This window comes from Xanthomonas euvesicatoria pv. euvesicatoria (assembly GCF_020880415.1).
Taxonomy (GTDB): Bacteria; Pseudomonadota; Gammaproteobacteria; order Xanthomonadales; family Xanthomonadaceae; genus Xanthomonas; species Xanthomonas euvesicatoria.
The window spans coordinates 32,307-50,577 of sequence record NZ_JAJIUJ010000080.1 but is presented as its reverse complement, the minus strand read 5'-3'; the positions used below and the strand labels follow the sequence as shown (position 1 = coordinate 50,577).

16 protein-coding genes, 1 tRNA gene and 1 pseudogene are annotated in these 18,271 nt (G+C 62.6%); 14 read left to right on the top strand and 4 right to left on the bottom strand.

The window, feature by feature from the left end; genetic code table 11:
* Positions 1-76: 76 nt before the first annotated feature.
* From sctU to LN450_RS13740, 12 genes are all read left to right on the top strand, one after another.
* A complete protein-coding gene (gene sctU / locus LN450_RS13795) occupies positions 77-1,150 on the top strand; it encodes a type III secretion system export apparatus subunit SctU (RefSeq protein ID WP_228892815.1) in 1,074 nt (357 codons plus the stop codon).
* Positions 1,144-3,081 (top strand): FHIPEP family type III secretion protein, encoded by a 1,938-nt coding sequence (locus LN450_RS13790; protein ID WP_046934829.1) that lies wholly within the window; start codon positions 1,144-1,146, stop codon positions 3,079-3,081. The genes sctU and LN450_RS13790 overlap by 7 nt, the downstream gene beginning before the upstream one ends.
* Positions 3,081-3,719 carry a type III secretion system protein SctP gene (gene sctP / locus LN450_RS13785; RefSeq protein ID WP_011346102.1) on the top strand — a complete coding sequence of 213 codons (639 nt, stop codon included), beginning with the start codon at positions 3,081-3,083 and terminating at the stop codon, positions 3,717-3,719. Before LN450_RS13790 ends, sctP begins: the two co-directional genes overlap by 1 nt.
* Before the next feature lie 92 nt (positions 3,720-3,811).
* Positions 3,812-4,765, top strand: coding sequence for a type III secretion system cytoplasmic ring protein SctQ (gene sctQ, locus LN450_RS13780; RefSeq protein ID WP_039417188.1), 954 nt, complete (start codon positions 3,812-3,814; stop codon positions 4,763-4,765).
* Positions 4,752-5,396 carry a type III secretion system export apparatus subunit SctR gene (sctR, locus tag LN450_RS13775; RefSeq protein WP_003485742.1) on the top strand — a complete coding sequence of 215 codons (645 nt, stop codon included), beginning with the start codon at positions 4,752-4,754 and terminating at the stop codon, positions 5,394-5,396. Before sctQ ends, sctR begins: the two co-directional genes overlap by 14 nt.
* A 4-nt stretch (positions 5,397-5,400) precedes the next feature.
* The gene (gene sctS / locus LN450_RS13770; RefSeq protein ID WP_008575435.1) at positions 5,401-5,661 is read left to right on the top strand and encodes a type III secretion system export apparatus subunit SctS; all 261 of its coding nucleotides are present in this window, start codon (positions 5,401-5,403) and stop codon (positions 5,659-5,661) included.
* A complete protein-coding gene (locus tag LN450_RS13765; RefSeq protein WP_011346100.1) occupies positions 5,658-6,485 on the top strand; it encodes a hypothetical protein in 828 nt (275 codons plus the stop codon). The genes sctS and LN450_RS13765 overlap by 4 nt, the downstream gene beginning before the upstream one ends.
* Complete coding sequence (gene hrpD5, locus LN450_RS13760) at positions 6,482-7,420, top strand: HrpD5 family protein (RefSeq protein WP_011346099.1); 939 nt, start codon at positions 6,482-6,484, stop codon at positions 7,418-7,420. Before LN450_RS13765 ends, hrpD5 begins: the two co-directional genes overlap by 4 nt.
* Positions 7,421-7,431: 11 nt before the next feature.
* Complete coding sequence (gene hrpD6 / locus LN450_RS13755) at positions 7,432-7,674, top strand: Hrp regulator HrpD6 (protein ID WP_033478968.1); 243 nt, start codon at positions 7,432-7,434, stop codon at positions 7,672-7,674.
* 81 nt (positions 7,675-7,755) lie between these two features.
* On the top strand, positions 7,756-8,037 hold the full coding sequence (gene hrpE, locus LN450_RS13750) for an HrpE family protein (RefSeq protein WP_011346098.1): 282 nt from the start codon (positions 7,756-7,758) through the stop codon (positions 8,035-8,037).
* Between the two features lie 54 nt (positions 8,038-8,091).
* Entirely contained in the window at positions 8,092-8,562 is a 471-nt protein-coding gene (locus LN450_RS13745) for a CesT family type III secretion system chaperone (RefSeq protein WP_011346097.1), read from the top strand.
* A 60-nt stretch (positions 8,563-8,622) separates the two neighbouring features.
* Positions 8,623-8,883 carry a hypothetical protein gene (locus LN450_RS13740; protein WP_039417178.1) on the top strand — a complete coding sequence of 87 codons (261 nt, stop codon included), beginning with the start codon at positions 8,623-8,625 and terminating at the stop codon, positions 8,881-8,883.
* Between the two features lie 300 nt (positions 8,884-9,183).
* Here the strand turns inward: LN450_RS13740 and xopF1 are convergent, their stop codons facing one another.
* Genes xopF1 through LN450_RS13725 form a run of 3 tightly spaced genes read right to left on the bottom strand, consistent with a single transcriptional unit; the run spans position 9,184 to position 11,639 of the window.
* Positions 9,184-11,196: a type III secretion system effector XopF1 gene (xopF1, locus tag LN450_RS13735; protein WP_011346095.1), complete on the bottom strand. Its 2,013-nt coding sequence runs from the start codon at positions 11,194-11,196 to the stop codon at positions 9,184-9,186.
* Complete coding sequence (locus LN450_RS13730; protein WP_046934830.1) at positions 11,193-11,465, bottom strand: hypothetical protein; 273 nt, start codon at positions 11,463-11,465, stop codon at positions 11,193-11,195. Before LN450_RS13730 ends, xopF1 begins: the two co-directional genes overlap by 4 nt.
* A 12-nt stretch (positions 11,466-11,477) precedes the next feature.
* Positions 11,478-11,639, bottom strand: a complete 162-nt coding sequence (locus LN450_RS13725; RefSeq protein ID WP_011346093.1) for a hypothetical protein — start codon at positions 11,637-11,639, stop codon at positions 11,478-11,480.
* Positions 11,640-12,525: 886 nt separating this feature from the next.
* On the opposite strand from LN450_RS13725, the gene LN450_RS13720 reads away from it, so the two are divergent.
* Both LN450_RS13720 and xopAE read left to right on the top strand, forming a co-directional pair.
* The gene (locus LN450_RS13720; RefSeq protein WP_011346092.1) at positions 12,526-14,946 is read left to right on the top strand and encodes an HrpF/NolX family T3SS translocon protein; all 2,421 of its coding nucleotides are present in this window, start codon (positions 12,526-12,528) and stop codon (positions 14,944-14,946) included.
* 857 nt (positions 14,947-15,803) lie between these two features.
* A pseudogene (gene xopAE / locus LN450_RS13710) lies at positions 15,804-17,440 on the top strand (type III secretion system effector XopAE).
* A gap of 399 nt (positions 17,441-17,839) precedes the next feature.
* Here xopAE and LN450_RS13705 read toward each other — a convergent pair.
* Positions 17,840-17,916: transfer RNA gene (locus LN450_RS13705), tRNA-Arg, on the bottom strand.
* Between the last annotated feature and the right edge of the window lie 355 nt (positions 17,917-18,271).

The window sequence follows — 18,271 nt, the reverse complement described above, 5'->3', positions numbered from 1 at the left end:
CATTCGCCTGGAAAACGGATCGCTCCACCACAGCTGCCCACAATCGGGGGCGCAGCGATCGCGGAAGGAGAAGGCAATGTCGGAAGAAAAAACCGAGAAGCCGACCGAGAAGAAACTGCGGGATGCGCGCAAGGACGGGGAAGTTCCGGTCAGCCCGGACGTCACTGCAGCGGCGGTGCTCTTCGGCGCGTTATTGGTGATGAAATCGGCCGGCGATTACTTCTCCGATCACATGCGCGCATTGATGACGATCGGCTTCGATTTTTCCGAACATACACGCGATGCAGCGGCCATCAACCGCGCACTCGGCCATATCGGCATCCAGGGATTGCTGTTGATGCTGCCGTTCCTGGCTGCCTGCCTGGTGGCCGGTATGGCGGGCGGTGCGTTCCAGACTGGCCTGAATGCCTCGCTCAAGCCGGTGGCGCCCAAGTTCGATTCCCTCAATCCCGCAACCGGGGTCAAGAAACTCTTTTCGTTGCGAAGCCTCATCAACTTGCTGAAGTTGATCATCAAGGCCATCTTGATTGGCGTGGTGCTGTGGGTCGGTATCCGCGCCCTCATGCCGATGATCATTGGGCTTGCCTACGAGACACCGCTTGACGTTGCGCAAATTGCCTGGCGCACCCTGGGCATGCTCTTCGCACTGGGCGTGCTGCTGTTCGTCCTGGTCGGCGCTGCAGACTGGAGCGTGCAGCGCTGGCTGTTCATCCGCGACAAGCGAATGAGCAAGGACGAGCAGAAGCGCGAAGTCAAGGAAAGCGGGGGCGACCCCGAAATCAAGGACAAGCGCAAGGAATTCGCCAAGGAGCTGGTCTTCGGCGACCCGCGCGAGCGCGTGGCCAAGGCCAAGGTGATGGTGGTCAACCCGACCCATTACGCAGTGGCGCTGGCCTACGAGCCCGACGACTTCGGCTTGCCGCAGGTCGTTGCCAAGGGCGTGGACGACGGCGCACTGGAACTGCGCGCCTTCGCGCATAACCAGGGCATTCCGATCGTTGCCAATCCGCCACTGGCGCGTGCGCTGTATCAGGTTGAATTGGGCGATGCAATCCCCGAGCCACTGTTCGAAACGGTTGCGGTGGTGTTGCGCTGGGTCGATGAACTCGGTCGCGACCACGGCGACGGCGATGGAGCCCTGCCATGCTAGGAGACCGCGTGCGAGCGACAAGGTATTTCGCTTATAGCGGCGAAGTAGCCATCGCCGCCCTGGTAGTGGCGGTCATCGGGCTGATGATCCTGCCGCTGCCAACGCCCATGATCGATACGTTGCTGGGCATCAACATCACCCTGAGCGTGGTGCTGTTGATGGTCACGATGTATGTGCCCGACTCGATCTCGCTCTCGTCGTTTCCTTCCCTGCTGCTGTTCACCACGCTACTGCGGTTGTCATTGAATATCGCCTCGACGAAGTCGATCCTGCTGCATGCCGAGGCGGGCCATATCATCGAGAGCTTCGGCGAGCTGGTGGTCGGTGGCAATCTGGTGGTGGGCCTGGTGGTTTTCTTGATCATCACCACCGTGCAGTTCATCGTGATCGCAAAGGGTTCCGAACGCGTTGCCGAGGTCGGTGCGCGCTTCACGTTGGACGCAATGCCCGGCAAGCAGATGAGTATCGATGCCGACCTGCGTGGCGGCAACCTGACCGCAGATGAGGCACGCCGCAAACGCGCGCGGCTGGCCATGGAAAGCCAACTGCACGGCGGCATGGATGGCGCCATGAAATTCGTCAAGGGTGATGCGATCGCCGGCCTGGTGATTACCATGGTCAACATCCTGGCCGGTATCGTGGTCGGCGTGACCTACCACGGCATGACGGCCGGCGATGCCGCCAACCGCTTTGCGATCCTGTCGGTGGGCGATGCGATGGTGTCGCAGATCGCCTCACTGCTGATATCGGTGGCCGCCGGCGTCATGATCACCCGCGTGGCCAACGAGAACGAGACCAGGCTCAGCTCGCTCGGGCTCGATATCGGCCGTCAGCTCACCAGCAATGCGCGGGCCCTGATGGCAGCGAGCGTGCTGCTGGCCTGCTTTGCGTTCGTCCCCGGCTTTCCCGCCGTGCTGTTCCTGCTGCTGGCAGCGGCCGTCGGCGCCGGTGGCTATACGATCTGGCGCAAGCAACGCGACATCAGCGGCACCGATCAGCGCAAGTTGCCTTCGGCGAGCCGTAAAGGTGCCAAAGGCGAGGCGCCACATATTCGCAAAAACGCCCCGGATTTCGCCTCACCCTTATCGATGCGGCTGTCGCCGCAGCTGGCCGCTCTGCTCGACCCCGCGCGGCTGGATCAGGCGATCGAAAGCGAGCGGCGGCAATTGGTCGAATTGCTGGGCTTGCCGTTTCCCGGGATCGCGATATGGCAGACCGAGTCGCTGCAAGGCATGCAATACGAAGTGTTGATTCATGATGTCCCCGAGACACGCGCCGAACTGGAGAACACCGACGACATGCAGGCCGCACTGGCCCGGCAGGCCATCTCACCCCTGCATGCACGAGCGCACTTGTTCGTCGGCATCCAGGAGACGCAGTGGATGCTGGAGCAGGTGGCCGTGGACTACCCCGGGCTGGTTGCGGAGGTCAACAAGGCGATGCCCGCCCAGCGCATAGCCGATGTGTTGCGGCGCCTTCTGGAAGAAAGGATTCCGGTGCGCAATATCAAGAGCATTCTGGAAAGTCTGGTGGTCTGGGGGCCGAAGGAAAAGGATCTTCTGATGTTGACCGAGTATGTGCGCTGCGATCTGGGCCGTTATCTGGCGCATACCGCAACCGCAGGCACCGGGCAGCTGCCCGCAGTGATGCTCGACCATGCTGTCGAACAACTGATCAGGCAATCGATTCGCGCGACCGCGGCCGGCAATTTCCTGGCACTTCCGCCCGAGCAGGCGAACCAGCTTGTCGAACAGGTGGAACGCATCGTCGGCGACCATGCGCAGCATCCGCTGGCGGTGGTCGCGTCGATGGACGTGCGCAGGTATGTGCGCCGCATGATCGAAGCACGGCTGACCTGGCTGCAGGTCTATTCGTTCCAGGAGCTGGGTTCGGAGGTGCAGCTGCAGCCGATCGGTAGAGTGGTGGTGTGATGCGCAAGCCGCCCCTCCGCCATGTGCGCATCCTGCCGGTCAGCGGCGCACTGCAGCGGCCGGCGGCTCCAGCCACGCCGGCCCGGTCGGCGCTGCGCTCCAGCTTCCTGCAACTGCGCCAGCGCTTGCGCAGCGCACAGCTCGCGCTTCCCTGCATGGTGTTGCCACCGCAGTGCGACGAGGATCGGCCGGGGCCTGATGCCGAGGAGGGCTTCACCGAGGCGCATGACAGCGTGCCCGTGCAAACCGACCCACCCTTACGTATCGAGGGGACGAAACACCAAGAGCCGTCCCAAGGCAACGACGATGGCGCAGTGGGGCGACAGATTGCGACCGAGTGGATACGCACGCAACGCGCCCACATGGCGATCGACCACATCGCGCTGCGGGTGGCCGAGTTCTGCAATGCCCAACCGGTGCGCAGCGCAGGGAGCTGGGAAGCGTGGCTGGCTATCGACCAAGAGGTCGTCGCACAGACGACGTTGTTTTTGCGGCTTTCGCCGGACCAGCTATCGCTTCGCTTCAATACCAGTTCGCCAGATGCGCGCGAGGTACTTTGGTGCGGAAAGCAGCGCCTGGAGGCTGCACTGACGTCCACGCTGAGTAGCACGCTCCAGATCAGCATCGAGGTTGTCTAACGCGGCACTGGCGACAGAAAGCCATTTGGAGGAACTCCATCTTGCTAACCGAGCAGAGCCAGACTCCGCCGGCATGTGCACTCTCTCAGGCGTTGACGCGCGTTGCGGCCGAGCGCGCCCAGCTTGGCAGAGTGTTCGGCGACCCACGCGCAGCACGCCAATGCGGCTTTGCCACGCATTGCCGTCGCATCTCGCCCAATGATGCGGCCCGCCTGCGCCTGCAGCTGGATGCCGGCCAGATGGAGTTGCGGATTGCCGCGCGCGACGGCTTGGCGCTGCTATTGAACGAGGACGATGACTCACTACGCGTTTCGATCGCGGGAATGCTACTGGCTGATCGCCTGGGCGCATTTGCGCCGCTCGGCCTGGGCGCTGCCGAGGTGATCGCCTTCGAGCGCGATGCAGAGCCAGACGACTGCCACGGCATCGGCATGACACTGGGCGATCTCGATGCCATTGCGCTGACGGCGAGCGCGCCGCTGCTGGCCACGTTGCAGGCCGCAGTCGGCGGACTTGCGCCGCCCGCGCAGCAGCCAGCCTGGCTGGCTGCACTGCGCGTCAACACGCGCCTGCGCATCGGCGGGCGCACCGCATCGGCGGCATTGCTGCAGTCGCTGCGGCCTGGCGATGTCTTGCTGCATTGCACGGCCTCGGCTGCGGTGACCAGCGGCGATGTGCTCTGGGGTATCGCCGGAGGCGTGGTATTGCGCGCGCCAGTGCGCTTGAACCTGCAACAGATGATCCTGGAGGCCAGCCCCACCATGCAGCACGATACGTTTGAGCCGGAAGTCGCGCCGTCCACCAGCAACGTGGCAGAACTGGAACTGCCGGTGCAGCTGGAAGTGGATCAACTTGCGCTGTCTCTATCGACCTTGTCGGGTTTACAGCCCGGGCAGATCCTGGAGTTGTCGGTGCCGGTCGATCAAGCCGACATCCGCCTGGTCGTTTACGGCCAGACCATCGGCACCGGCAGGCTGCTGGCAGTGGGCGAACATCTGGGTGTGCAGATCCTCAGCATGTCGGAGAGCACGCATGCAGATGCCTGACGTCGGCTCGCTGCTGCTGGTGGTCATCATGCTGGGCTTGCTGCCCTTCGCAGCGATGGTGGTCACCTCCTACACCAAGATCGTGGTCGTGCTCGGCCTGCTGCGCAATGCGATCGGGGTACAGCAGGTGCCGCCCAACATGGTCCTCAATGGCGTTGCATTGCTGGTGTCGTGCTTTGTGATGGCCCCGGTGGGCATGGAGGCGTTCAAGGCCGCACAGAACTACGGCGCCGGGTCGGATAACAGCCGCGTGGTGGTGCTGCTCGACGCCTGCCGGGAGCCGTTTCGGCAATTCCTCCTCAAACATACACGCGAGCGCGAAAAGGCGTTTTTCATGCGTTCTGCACAGCAGATCTGGCCCAAGGACAAGGCCGCCACGCTCAAGTCGGACGACTTGCTGGTCTTGGCACCGGCATTCACGCTCAGCGAATTGACCGAAGCCTTCCGTATCGGGTTTCTGTTGTATCTGGTGTTTATCGTCATCGATCTGGTGGTGGCCAACGCGCTGATGGCGATGGGCCTTTCACAGGTCACTCCGACCAATGTGGCGATCCCGTTCAAGCTGCTGTTGTTTGTCGCCATGGACGGCTGGTCGATGCTGATTCACGGCCTGGTTCTGAGCTATCGGTGACGCCATGGACCATGACGATCTAGTGCGATTCACTTCCGAAGCCTTGCTGCTCTGCCTCAAGGTGTCCTTGCCGGTGGTCGGTGTCGCTGCGTTGGCCGGGCTGCTGATCGCCTTCGTCCAGGCGGTGATGTCGCTGCAGGATGCATCGATCTCGTTCGCGCTCAAGCTGGTGGTGGTGGTGGCCGCCATTGCCGTGACGGCGCCGTGGGGCGCCTCGGCCATCATGCAGTTCGGCCAGGCATTGATGCAGGCGGCGTTCCCATGATCCGTCGCATCTCGCCCGGCACCTTGCGGCCCTCGGTTTCCATCGAGCATGGCGGCTCGCATCACCATGGCGATCATCATGCCGATGCGTCAGGCACCAGCGCGGGGTCGCCTACCGACATTGCGGCACGAGCACCGCGTCTGCGCCCTGCTCCACCGCGCAGGCGACGCCGCGGGATCCGGTCGCTGGACGGCCAGGAGGATGAATTCGACGCCAACGAGCAGGAAGAGATCGAAGCCAAACGCGAGTGCGCACTGCGCGGACGGGTGAGCGTGGCGATCACGCCGGCCCAGAGCCGGGAGCATGGCCAGGGCGACCAGCACGGCGGTGACCGCAGCACGCATACCGACGATCCGCAGGCCGGTCCATGGCACAGCGCCGCTCCAGCGCAATTGAGCGACAGCATCCGCACGTGCATCGACGCGATTGTCGATCGCTACGTGACCAGGCGCGACGCCGATCCAGTGGCCAAGCGCCACGCGCTGGCTGCTGCGCTTGTCGAGCTGCGCGCCGTCGGCGTTTCGCATCCAGCCGTCGCCCCCTTGACCGCAACGATCTGGAGATTGATGCGCGAGCATCTACGCGCGTACGACAAGGCCACTGCGGCGGAAAACCTGCTGGCCTTGCGGACCCGATTGCTGGAGTTGATGCCATCGGAGTTGGAGCCGGTGCCAGCGCTACGCAATTTTCATCTCCTGCTTCCACTGATCCTGCTGAATGCGGAAAAACCGCGCAGACGGGTCGACCGTACACATGCCATCACACGTCTGAACACACTGCTGATTGAGCAACCACAACAGGCGGCTCAGGAGGTTCGCCCATGACCATGCAGCTTCGCGTAATGACAGGAACCCACGCAGGCGCACGATTAGATTTGGCGCAAGGTCGCTACACCCTGGGGAGCGATCCACAAACCGATATCCGAATAGACGATTGGCCTGGTTGCTCACTCATTATCGAGGTAGACCAAGATGGTCAGATCCGCTATGGCAGCGACACGGTGCAAGAAACGTTCTTTGTTGCATTTCAGCCGGTCCGCTTCGGCCCGCTGGTGCTATGCGTTGGCGATGCTGCTGCCGATTGGCCGGACGATGTGGCGCTGCTGGAGCGGCTGCTTTCCCCAGCACCGCCGCCGGCGCCGCGCACGTCCAGGCGCAAAGTCTTGCGTACTGCGGTGGGCGCCGTGCTAGCGCTTGCCGCCGCAGCGTTGCTCCCCTCGTTGCAGCCGGCGTTTCTGTCCGATGCGGCCACCCGGCAACATCCGGAAAATACCCTCAATCAGGCCAAAGCCTTATTGAAGCAGCTGGGCTTCCGCGAAGCGCACGCAGAACAGGTCGGCACGCGCGTGCTGATCGAAGGCCTGGTCCCCAGCAGCGCCGATGCCGCACGCTTGCGTGCACAGGTGCATCGCTATCACCCAGGCGTTGCCGTCAACGTGGCGGTGGTGGACGAGGTCGTGGCGACGCTGCGCGACACCCTGGCCGACCCCGCCCTCACCGTCCGTTACGAGGGCAATGGCGTTTTCTCGGTTTCCGGCAGCAGCGACTACGCAGAACGCGCAAGCCGCCGGATTGCCGACGTCCGCAGCGACCTGGGCCCAGAGGTCCGCGCGCTGCACGTAGAGATCAGCCAGCAAGACCCGTCCATCAAACCACCGGACAATTACGACGCGGCATTGCTCGCCGATGGCCTGCACTATGTCGAAACGCCGGATGGCACCAAGCACATGACATCCCTGCCGCAGCAAGCGGCGCAATGAGAGATCACACCATGTTCGATGCAATGACCGATGCGGTCACTCAGGATATGAGCAAGATTCTGCAGGCCAAGGCGATGGATCTGTCCGGCGAGCGGCTGCGCAACGTGGAGACAGCGCTGGATGCCACTGCGCAACAGATTCGCGTGCACTGGTCTGCAGCGAGCGACCAGGTCGCGCGCAACGACTTCAACGTCTTGTATGACGGCATCACGGCCGCGCGCAACATCGTCGCGCACATCGCAAGCATGCCGTAAATCGATTTCTTGGTCGCTCGGACCAAGTAAAACGCGCCGATAGGCGCACCATTACATGCTCACTACGAAAGGAGTACTGGTATGCAAATTTTTCCTGAAGTAAGCTCGTGGAGGTCCCGTGTTGGCCAAGGCATGGATTGCTTCACCGGTGGTTTGTCCAATGGAATTTCCGGCGCTGCTGCACTCTCTGGTGCAAACGGCCAGATGGATTCGCTACTCGGCGACATGTCAGCCTCGGACGAGGCTCAGAAGTCCATGAACAACAAGATCACGATGCTCAAAAACGATCTGGACTTCAACGTGGCACTCAACAAGTTCATCGGCAAGGCGGGCGACAACGCTAAGCAGCTCGTTGGCCAGTAATGGGCTCGGGCATGCGCAGGGCTTGTAGGGGGTCCTGTGCATGTCTCACCACAGATGAGCAGCGCGCGATTCGAAACCATCGTTCGACAGATGTGCGAGGCACTGGACTTGCCGGATGTGGAGTCGGTGCTGGATCGGCGTGTGCTTTGGGTCGAGGGCTTTGAGGTCTATCTGCACCTGCCGACCCCACAGCCCGAAGACGACGTAAAGGAAGAAGCACTGTATCTGCGCATCGCCTACGGGTTACCACCTGCCGGGCGGACATTGACCGTTTTCAGGCTTCTGCTCGAAGCCAATCTCTCGGTGTATGCGCAGGACCAGGCCCAGCTTGGACTGAACGATGACGGCGTTATCGTGCTGATTGTGCGGGTACCGCTGGACGACGACGTGGATGGAGCGTGGATCTGCGATCTGCTTGCCCACTACGCCGAGCATGGCCGCTACTGGAACAACAATATCTTCGTGGCGCACGACGAGATGTTCGAAGGAATCGCGACGGGCAACTATCTGTGGTTACGCGCCTGATACAGGCTTGTTGGCAGCTTGCCGAAGTCTCAATCACGGCCGCAGCGGCGCCCATCCGCCATGGCACAGCAACTTGGCTTGCCGGCCAACTCCGCCGGCCTGGCACTCCTCTGCCCGATGGCGCCGGTGGCGCTGAGTGAAACCCACTTGGCGATGTCGAAGCCTGACACGCGTGCATCTGCGCTGGCTTGCTCCCCGATACAGGTTTGGCGGGAGATCGCAGGTCTGTCGTGCCGGCTCACCGCGATGGCCGACACTGCACAGAACAAGGGCAGGCGCAGACTCATGGTCTACACCGTGCACACCCGCGACGGCAGCTGATGCACCGGTGCTGTTGGCGCTGACGAGGGACACGACCGCCTTGCTGGCGAGTTCTTTCCCGGTGTTTGACGTGCGCGTCAAGGTCGACGCGTTCCGGAGCGACGGCGCCATCGAGTCGCGGATGCAATGCCTGCCTCGTGCAGTGAGCGACCTGCGCAGGTCGAGGCATGAGGCCGTGGTGTTCCATGATTGCTGGTAATGGCTAAGCTGCCAGACACCACCAAGCCACAGACGCGACGACAGCGACGTCTGTGGCGGCGGTGTACAACACTCCTGAGTATCAACGCGGCAGCTGAGCGCTCATGCTCGCCCGCTCTGCCACTGGCGAAGTGCTTCGCTGTCATGCAGTGCACGCTTGAGCGTTTGCAGCTGGCCATCCAATGCCTGCGTGGCCGCGTCGCGGGGGACGCCGCTAAAGGTTTGACTCCACCCCTCGCGTAGTGCAGTGCGTACCGCATCGATGGTCGCGATCGAAACGGACTGCGTGCCGATCTCCGTACGCAATGTCTGCAGCGCAGTACGCAGTGTCTGGCCAAGCGGCCCAGGGCCAGGCGCGGCGCGCATCCCCTCCTCCATGGCACGTTCTGCCTCGGCAGGTGTCGGCCCCGAGAGCCTGGCGATCGCCTGGTCCACAGGCTCGGCCAGGGCCTCGAGGGTTCGTTCGATGGTGCGTTGATGCTCGGCTGCAAGCGCGGCACGTTCGTTGTCCAGGCGCGCCGCCTGGGAGGTATTGGCGCCGTTTTTGGCCTTGAGCGCATTCCAGAACGTATCGTTGAACAGGGTTTGCACGGCCTGCTGCACGACCACAGCCGTGGAATTGACGGCTTCGCCAGCAACACGGATGTGGCTCCCCCGACGCAACGGCGCTGTGATGATGCGCCCGGCCCCCATCGGGCCGAAGCTGGCCATGACGTTGCTCAGCATGTGGCGGGTCAACAGGTCGCGTGCCGTGGTGGCGACGGCGTTTGCGCTGTTGAAGCCCTGCCTTGCCAACGCCAACGCTTCCTTTCCGGTGTCCAGCAAATAGGTAGGCGGGAAATGCACGGCGTCGGACCATTGTGCAGGCCGGCGCGCTTTGTCGGGCAACGCCAACGCAAACAGGTTCAGCCGTTGCTCTCCGCCAACCAGATCCGGGACACGCATTTGGCCGGTCCGTGCCACGGCTTTGCCTGTTTCCAGCAGTGCCTTTTGCACGACCCCGGCACCGCCAATGGCCAGCGCGCTCAACCCCCACTGGCCGACAGGCGTCAGTAAGCCCGGTTCACCACCAGTCCGGCGCGCGGCGTTGAACCCTGCGTTGATCACTGGCTTGAGCAACAAGGTATCCAGTGACTTGTCGTCCAGGGTCGATTGGCGCTGCGTGATGCCCAGGCGGCGGTCGTAGGTCTGCGCCTTGAGGTCGGCAAGCGTCGGCGCATTGTTCTCGCCCGGACGCGTGAAGCGCTTGCCCTCGGCAGTGATTTCCAGAATGACCGGTGGTGGATCGGGCACCAGGATCTTGGGGTCGATGGCCTGAAACCTCGGCAGGTTGGAAACGGGCGCGCGCCGGTCCATTGCCGGGATCAACAACGTATCGCTGGTATAGGACGCAGACCCCGCCGCGACACCTGCAACCATCGCCGTACTCAGCTCCTCCGCGTCGGCCGGGCGCCGGGACGCATAGGCCGCACCCGTGGCAAGACCGACCGGAATACGCATCGCACCGATAATGAACGACCGTAGGCATTCGTAGGCAATCGGCAATGCCGCTTTCGTGCCCGCTGTCTTCATGTCACCGACAGCCTGGTACCCGGCATCCGGCCCAAAGGCATTGATGCGTTCCTGCACGCGCGCGTCAGCCCATTCCAGATAGCTGGCCTGCAGGGCCGTCTGCTCTTCCGAGGGCGCAGCAAATGGCAGAGCGTCCAGACGGGCACGTAGCTGCGCTTTCACCTCGGCGGCCGCCGCCGTGCTGCGTTCGGCATAGGTCGCCGCGGCGGCAGGCACATCCGGTGTGTCGATTTCCCGGGCAGGGGACACGACCTGCGCGGTGTAAAACGTTGCGTCCGACGCTTGCGACGACTGCGACGAGTCGGACCGATGCGAGCCGCCGAGCATGGCCCCTTCTTCATCTGCATGAGGACTGGCGCGACCGGCCAATGATGCGCGGCGACCACGCAGCGCCGCGCTGGAAGAGGCCAGGCCCGCAAGCGGGCCAGTGGGTGCGCGTTCTTCCCGCGGGGCAGCAACGTCTTCGGCCTGCGTTGGTTGGACGGGAGGATGCGAGGCTGCGCCGCGACTGGCAGCGGTGCCGATATCGCTGGAGAGTTTCACGAGGCCACCTCCTTGGCCGTATCGACCTGCGTCGCCAGCGCGTCCAGCACGACGCGGGCAACCACCTGCCCACGGTCCAGTGCAGCGGCCACCTCTTCAGGCGTGCGCACCAGCAACAGCGGGCAAACGCAGAGCAAGCCGAGATCCGACAGCGTGAGCCGCCAGCCATACTCGGTCAGCAGTTGCTCCTGCAGCGACAGCAGCATCACCACCTCCTCGCCTCCAAGCTCGCGTGCCGCCAGGGGCAAGATCACTTCCGGGAAGGCCATCAATGCGTCTGGCTACCCCTGCGTGTGGACGCGGCACAGCATGCCGGCAGGGCCCAGAATGGTCTCGCCTTCGCCGAGCCGCTGCGCAAGCTCACCAGGTAGCCCAAGGCATGCGCTCAGGCCGATAAAAAAAGCGGTATTCGCTGTTTGTTGATTGTGCGATTCCAACGTCATCTGAAGTACTCCGTGAGGAAATTCGATGGGTTGCTACGCGCCAGCAGCGCGCGGCACATTGTCTTGCCCACAAATGCGCGCCCAAGCGAAGTGGGGCGAACCACCTGCGCCATACACGAAGTGGGGTGCCGGTAAATTGCCCAACCAAAACCTGCGCCACACCTTAATAAAACGGACACAATCGGATGACAGCGCCCCTGACCTGGCGAAGGAACCAAGACTGATAAGTGCGCCTGCAGGCACCGCCGGCAATTTCGCGTCCAGGCGGGTCTACTGACGCAAGCGAATTACCGAGATATTAACTAACTGCGCACTTCATCCTGCGCACTTCATCCGTGTCAGCTCCAGCGTTGGCCAGCGCGTTGATTCGGTGCAAGCCCCATCTGGCGACCCAGATGATCCCAACACGTTTCATGGCCGTGATTCATGGCTCCGGCCGGGCAATAAAAGAAATGTCATGCAACCAGGCTCCATGAAATCCCCTGGTTTCTCAGCAAATCCAGGGCTGCAGTCAGAACAGCCCTCACAATTCCAATACTGAGGGGTTCGGCCGCCGCGTGACGGAACGCTGGTGATCGCTGCACACGCCGCCGGAACACCGCGATGATCTGCATCTCCAAGCACGTATCGTATCGATGTACATGAGTGCGCCGGCCCACAGCAGGAACAATCGCCGCTCAACTATCGGCGCCAAGCAGCACCGGCAGGCAACGCATCGACGGGCCGATTTTTGCGCTTTTTTCGCCAAAATAGTTCGTCGGCCAGGGTGCACCTTGCGCAGATTGGCAACATACGTCTACACCGCATGGGCGCATCCGTGCGGCCGTATAAGAATCAACTTATACGAAGGTGCTCTGCCAATTCTGTCATTCGCGAGGCCGCCTCTATGTCGCTCAACACGCTTTCTACCGGGAGCAACCCCAGCCAACTGCTGGGCACCTCTTTCAACGAGTCGTCTTCATCGGAGCTGCTCGGGTCGGATTCGTCCAAGGATGGCTCCGACTTGCCATCGACGATGGATAACATCTTTCAGCGAATCTACCTGCTGCTGGAGGCCCTCCAGGCCAACACGCCAAACAGCGCGTCGGGTAATGCGCCGGCCAATACGGCAAGCGGCGATGCCGATACCCAGCTGTCCGCATCGGACTGGCAGGCCACCCAGCCGATCGAAAAGCGCACCTCCTGGCCATCGCTGGGCTACGACTTCGATCCCAAGCACATCAAGGGGAAGGATGCGCCGCCGGCGCTGGAAGGTTCGACGGTGACTTGGAACGATGGCACGCTGACCAAGTCGGAGCTTCAGATCGTTTCGACGCTGAATGCGCACAAGGACCAGATGCCGCTCGAGTACAAGAATCTCGACGACAAGATCAACGACCCTTCCACGCCCGCCGACCTGAAGGCTGCATTGCAGGGGCTGAAACAGGACCCGCGCTTGTTCTTTGCGATCGGTTCCCAGGGAGACGGCAAGTGCGGCGGCAAGATCAGCGCGCAGGATCTTTGGGATTTCTCTGATTCACATCCGCAGGTCAAGGAACTGGGCGGGAAGAACGACGAGTTCAACCCCAAGAACATCAAGGGGTCCAACCCGCCGCCGGCGGCGGAGGGCTCGACGGTCACCTGGAACGAGGGCCAGCTCAATCAATCCGAACTGGAGATTGTTTCGGTTCTGGATCGGCACAAGGACCAGGTCGACTCGCTGTCCTTCGATCAGCTGGACGCCAAGATCAACGACCCGTCGACGCAGCCTGACTTGAAGAAAGCGCTGCAAGGATTGCAGAAGGATCCGCGGTTGTTCTTTGCCATCGGCTCGCAGAAGGACGGCAAGTGCGGCGGCAAGATCAAGGCGCAGGACCTCACAGACTTCTCGTACTACCATCCGCAGATTGCCGAATACAACGACAAGCAGGCAAAGAGCTACACGCAGAACTACATCGCATCCGATAGCCCCGACAAAACCAAGGCGTCGGTCATGACCAAAAGCGATGCCCTGCGCGAGCTGTATCGCTATTCCGACTATCTGCCCGGCAACCTGAGCGAGGACGAATTCGCCAAGATCGTCGATGGCGACAGCAAGACCGGCAAGTGCCCGCCGCAGGTGATCGCGGCTGCTCAATATTTTCGCGATCATCCGGACGAGTGGAAGGAATTTGCAGGGGACTCGGGCTCGATGAGCACGCCGGACTTCCTGCAGAAATCCACCTCCGAGATGCACCTGACCGCGGACGAGCAGAAGACGCTGGACACCATCAACAGTCATCAGGACGCGTTCTACGGCGACGGCAAGGAAATCACGCGCGACAAGCTCGACGCGATCTCCAAGGACGACAAGGCCGACCCGGCCGTCAAGCAGGCCGCGACGCAGTTGTTGGCCGACCCGCTGCTGTTCGGCTTGTTGAACAACTCCATCACCGGCTACAAGAAGCCCCATCACTTCTTCGGCGGCGGCCATGTCGTCGATTCGGGCAAGATCAGCCAGGACGATTTCCGGCAGTTCTATGACCACATGAGTGCAGCCAACAAGACCGTGGACACGCCGGCCACGCACGAGGCGAGCTCGCCCGATCAGCAAAAGGCTGTCGCGGACATGCTGGTGGGCAAGGACGATCCGCCGGCGATTAAGAAGCCCAAAAAGGATGTCGGCACGTTCCAACAGGGCCTGCACGAGTTCCTCAAGTGGGACAGCAAGATCCTGGACTGGATGTCCGTGGGGCTCAGCGCATTGAACGGGATCCCCATCATCGGCGAAATTGCCGATGCGGCGTCGATTGCATTGGAGAGCGAGGCGCAGGCGGCGCAGGTGGTCGACACCGCGATTCAAGGTGGCGACATGTCGCTGGCCTTGAAGCTGGCCGGCATCAATATGGCCGGGGCGGTGGTTGGAGCGGTCGGCGGCCCTACGGCCAGAATCGGGGCCAAGGGCGTGGCCAAGGGCGTGGCCGAAGCCGCGGCCAAGGAAGCAGCCGAGGGCGCGGCCAAGGGAGCTGCAAAGGGAACTGCCAAGAGCGTGGCCAAAGGTGGCGGTAAAACCGCGGCCGAACGGCCGAGCGCCGCTGAGTTCGCAAAAGGCTACGTGGGTGGCACCGCCATCAGTAAATCGACTGAAATTCTCAAGACGCCCGTCTTGGCGGGCTTGCATTACGAAGAATATCAACTGGACAAGCAGAAGGACGGAGAAATCCACCAGAAGATGGAAAATGCCGGCGGCGTCCCAGTGGGCAAGCAGATTATCCCCAAAGGCATCGCCGACAACTTCGAGGGCGACCTGCGGCAGAATCTGCGCAATGTCCGGATCCGTCGCAGATAACGCGCATGCCACAGCGAAGTTTCGTTTCGGCGCCTTGCCGCTGGCGTTGGTGCTCGAAGGCAGGCGTTGAGGCAACGCCGGTCGATGGGCCACGACGTGCGGCAGCATCGCGCTGATGCGTTGCGGTATCGCTCGGCGACCTTCGTATGAACGTGCCTCCAGATGCTTGGAGGCACGTTCCGGCGCCGCTGCAGCCATGTGCCTTGGCGAACAGGCGACGGGATACCGGAAGCTCTCCCGCGAGCATCGACATCCTGACAATGAAGACCGGCGATACGCGTGGAGACTGCGTCGCGAACGATGCGGCGCGTCACCTGATCGATCGCCCGTTGCCATCTTGTACATCGCGCCGACAGCCGATGACATCGAACGCCGAACAATCACCGCTGTCGGTGAGCAGGGATGCTGCACAGGCGCGCGCTTCTACAAAAAACTGATTCGCCAGGCGATGCAGCCTCTTCGCGTTGATGCGGCGATGGCAGTCGCACCGCAGTAGCCTGCACGCTTGAACGCTGCAGCCAGCCGACCAAGCAGGGTGTATCTCCATGTTCAATGTCAATCGCCTACTCCGCTCTCGCCCGCGAACGGACAACGCCGATCAAGCGCCCGCGCAAGACAGTCCTTCACGGCAACCTTCGAACGCAGAGGGCTTGTTGAGCCCCCTGCTCGCGCGGCCGCGACGGCGCGAAGCCACGTCATCGGCACACACGTCGACGCCCAGAAATGCGGCGCAAGGGCGCCTTTTCCGATCGCCTTTGCATCCGTCGAGTCAGCCGGCGGAACTCGCGGGCGCCTCTTCTGCACCACCGCGCAGCATCGAGCACGACATCGACGATTGGCTTGCGCAAAGCCTACCGATGGCAGAGCGGGTCCAAACCGGCTACAACCTGCACGACGGGCAGAGAGATACGTCGCGGGAGGTGCTGCAAAGCGTCGCAGACGCAATCCGCCGTGCAGCGACCCACCACGGCACCGCGCTTGTTTTCGACTACGGCCTGCCTGCCACGACGCTACCTGACGCGATCGGCCGGCTCGAGGAGCTACAGAAATTGACGCTGATTCATACCAGTCGCTGCCAGACAGCCTGGGGCAGCTGCGCCAGCTCCGCCATTTACAGATCACTGGTGCACCGGGCCTGAAAACGCTGCCGCCCTCGTTGACGCGCCTATCCAATCTGACAACCCTTCAATTGACGATGGTCCCGTTGGACGAATTGCCCGCAGACTTGGGGCGCATGCAGGGTCTTCGCAACCTCTCGCTGGGTGGTGGGCACTATGCGCGTCTGCCGGCCCGCATCGTTGAGCTGAGCAGGTTGAGCGAGTTGCGCATGTCGCACTCGTCGCATTTTCGCCAGTTGCCTGAAAACATCGGCCTCATGCAGGGGCTCAGGTCACTGGAGGTGGCATCGAATTCCAAGCTGGAGCAGCTTCCAGGCAGCCTCACGCAGCTGCATCGGCTGGAAAAACTCGACCTCTCATCCAACCGCCGGCTGGCACACTTGCCTGAGGACATCGGGCAACTGCGCGGCTTGACGGAACTGTCGCTGAGAAGTTGCACTGCGCTGCAGCAGCTGCCCGACAGCGTGGGGGATCTGGCCCAGCTGCAACTGCTGGACCTGCGCGACACGGGCCTGCAGACTCTTCCACAGTCGCTGGCACGACTGCCCGCTCAATGCGATATCAAGGTGCCGGATCATCTGGCAGACCGATTGCTGCAGATCCGCGACCCGGAGCGGGCGCAGCGCCAGGCACAGCGCGCGGCACAGCGGCTGGCCGAGCGGAGACGACGCGCGCCCGTGCCGGCGGCGCAACAGGCCGGGTCGTCGTGGAACCGCGTCCCCGAGTTCACGCGCGTGTTGCGCAGTGTCGATGCCGACCTGGGCGAGCGTTTTGAGAAATGGACGCAAGGCCTGATGCAAAATGCCAGGATGTTTGGCGCATCCATCACATCGGCCGACATGCCCCTGCTGGACCAGGTGGTAGCCGAGGCCATTCGGTCACCCGAATTCCGCAGCAGCTTCGGCCAATTCTTGAGCGACCACACCATCAAGACGCTCAACCTGGATGGCATGACGCAAGTGGGTGGGCGCGGGCCCGCCGTGCGAGGAGACGCCAAAACCGCGTTTGCCGAGATGCTCAAGCACAAGCTCATGCACACGCAGGACCACGAGACCGCACTGGGCCTGCTGCTGGAAGCCCTGAGGAATTCCGACCTGGGGCTGTCCAGGCAGACGCTGCTGCGCAGCAGGAATGAACTCACCGGGCGTGTGGAAATGTGGCCGCCACTGAAGGCCTACATCTCCATGCACGATGTGGAAGGAAAAGCGGCGCAGGATGCGGCGATCACGTGGGCGATGGCCCAGCTTGACGAAGCGCATGAGGGTGTCATCGGGGAAGCGGAGGCCAAGCAGGAGTCCGAGCAGGCGCAGGCCAACGCGAACCGCTTCATCGAGCGGCGGGCGCCTGTACTGCTCCAGGAATGGGGCATCCATTAGACCCTGGCGCCCGGCGATGCCACTCCCGCAGTTGAATGGACAGGCATGCTGATGATGTTGATCGCAGAACCCGGCGGGTGTTTGCCCGCCGCGTCCATGCAGTCGTTATCGGCTGTGTGCAACCAGCCAAGCGGCAGCGGTCTGTTTGCTCGCGTCGCTCAAACTGCGGAAGCCACGCATATCCAGGACGCCGCGTTGGTCGCTGCCGTTGCAGCGTTCCATGAAGCCGCTTGACTGCATGGGGCATCCATCTTCTGCGTTGAGGGCAGGTGCGCCCATCTATGCCCGATCAGTGTGGATGCCAATGGCTCCGGGTGGACCGTTCGCTGTACAGGCAACAAAAAACCCCCGATCTCTCGAGGGTTTTTTTAAATCCCAGCACAAGCTCTGGAACTGAACTGGTGCGCCCGGAGGGATTCGAACCCCCGACCAATGGCTTCGGAAGCCACTACTCTATCCGGCTGAGCTACGAGCGCCTGGCCGCGCATTATGCCAGAACAGCCGGCGTGCGCGTGATGGGGCCGGGCGACACGCGACCTGGCCAGCCACGGCGTCACTCCAGATGCAACGACACCGGCCTCTCGGCCCGGGCAGTCGTCGGGCGACACCGGACGCCCAGGTTCAAGCGCACAGGGTCCAGACGTGCAGCGGTGTGGCCATCTCAAGCGGCCGTCGCCAGAGGCAGCCTGCTCAACGTCCCCACCTGACCGTCAGCTTGGGCACGCGCCTGAGCGCGGTCACTGCCGAGCCTGCGTGGCAACCGCACCACCTGCCGCAGCCCACCCGCGCCAACGCCCGGCCCTGGCCGCTCGCAACCTTGATCGCTGCGGC

What these genes read in the sequence shown, in the direction of transcription:
- hrpD6 (WP_033478968.1), top strand. Translation starts at nt 7,432, where the DNA reads ATGTTCGATGCAATGACCGATGCGGTCACTCAGGATATGAGCAAGATT.
- sctR (WP_003485742.1), top strand. Translation starts at nt 4,752, where the DNA reads ATGCAGATGCCTGACGTCGGCTCGCTGCTGCTGGTGGTCATCATGCTG.
- sctP (WP_011346102.1), top strand. Translation starts at nt 3,081, where the DNA reads ATGCGCAAGCCGCCCCTCCGCCATGTGCGCATCCTGCCGGTCAGCGGC.
- LN450_RS13790 (WP_046934829.1), top strand. Translation starts at nt 1,144, where the DNA reads ATGCTAGGAGACCGCGTGCGAGCGACAAGGTATTTCGCTTATAGCGGC.
- LN450_RS13740 (WP_039417178.1), top strand. Translation starts at nt 8,623, where the DNA reads ATGGCACAGCAACTTGGCTTGCCGGCCAACTCCGCCGGCCTGGCACTC.
- LN450_RS13730 (WP_046934830.1), bottom strand. Translation starts at nt 11,465, where the DNA reads ATGGCCTTCCCGGAAGTGATCTTGCCCCTGGCGGCACGCGAGCTTGGA.
- LN450_RS13745 (WP_011346097.1), top strand. Translation starts at nt 8,092, where the DNA reads ATGAGCAGCGCGCGATTCGAAACCATCGTTCGACAGATGTGCGAGGCA.
- hrpE (WP_011346098.1), top strand. Translation starts at nt 7,756, where the DNA reads ATGCAAATTTTTCCTGAAGTAAGCTCGTGGAGGTCCCGTGTTGGCCAA.
- hrpD5 (WP_011346099.1), top strand. Translation starts at nt 6,482, where the DNA reads ATGACCATGCAGCTTCGCGTAATGACAGGAACCCACGCAGGCGCACGA.
- sctS (WP_008575435.1), top strand. Translation starts at nt 5,401, where the DNA reads ATGGACCATGACGATCTAGTGCGATTCACTTCCGAAGCCTTGCTGCTC.
- LN450_RS13765 (WP_011346100.1), top strand. Translation starts at nt 5,658, where the DNA reads ATGATCCGTCGCATCTCGCCCGGCACCTTGCGGCCCTCGGTTTCCATC.
- LN450_RS13720 (WP_011346092.1), top strand. Translation starts at nt 12,526, where the DNA reads ATGTCGCTCAACACGCTTTCTACCGGGAGCAACCCCAGCCAACTGCTG.
- sctU (WP_228892815.1), top strand. Translation starts at nt 77, where the DNA reads ATGTCGGAAGAAAAAACCGAGAAGCCGACCGAGAAGAAACTGCGGGAT.
- LN450_RS13725 (WP_011346093.1), bottom strand. Translation starts at nt 11,639, where the DNA reads ATGACGTTGGAATCGCACAATCAACAAACAGCGAATACCGCTTTTTTT.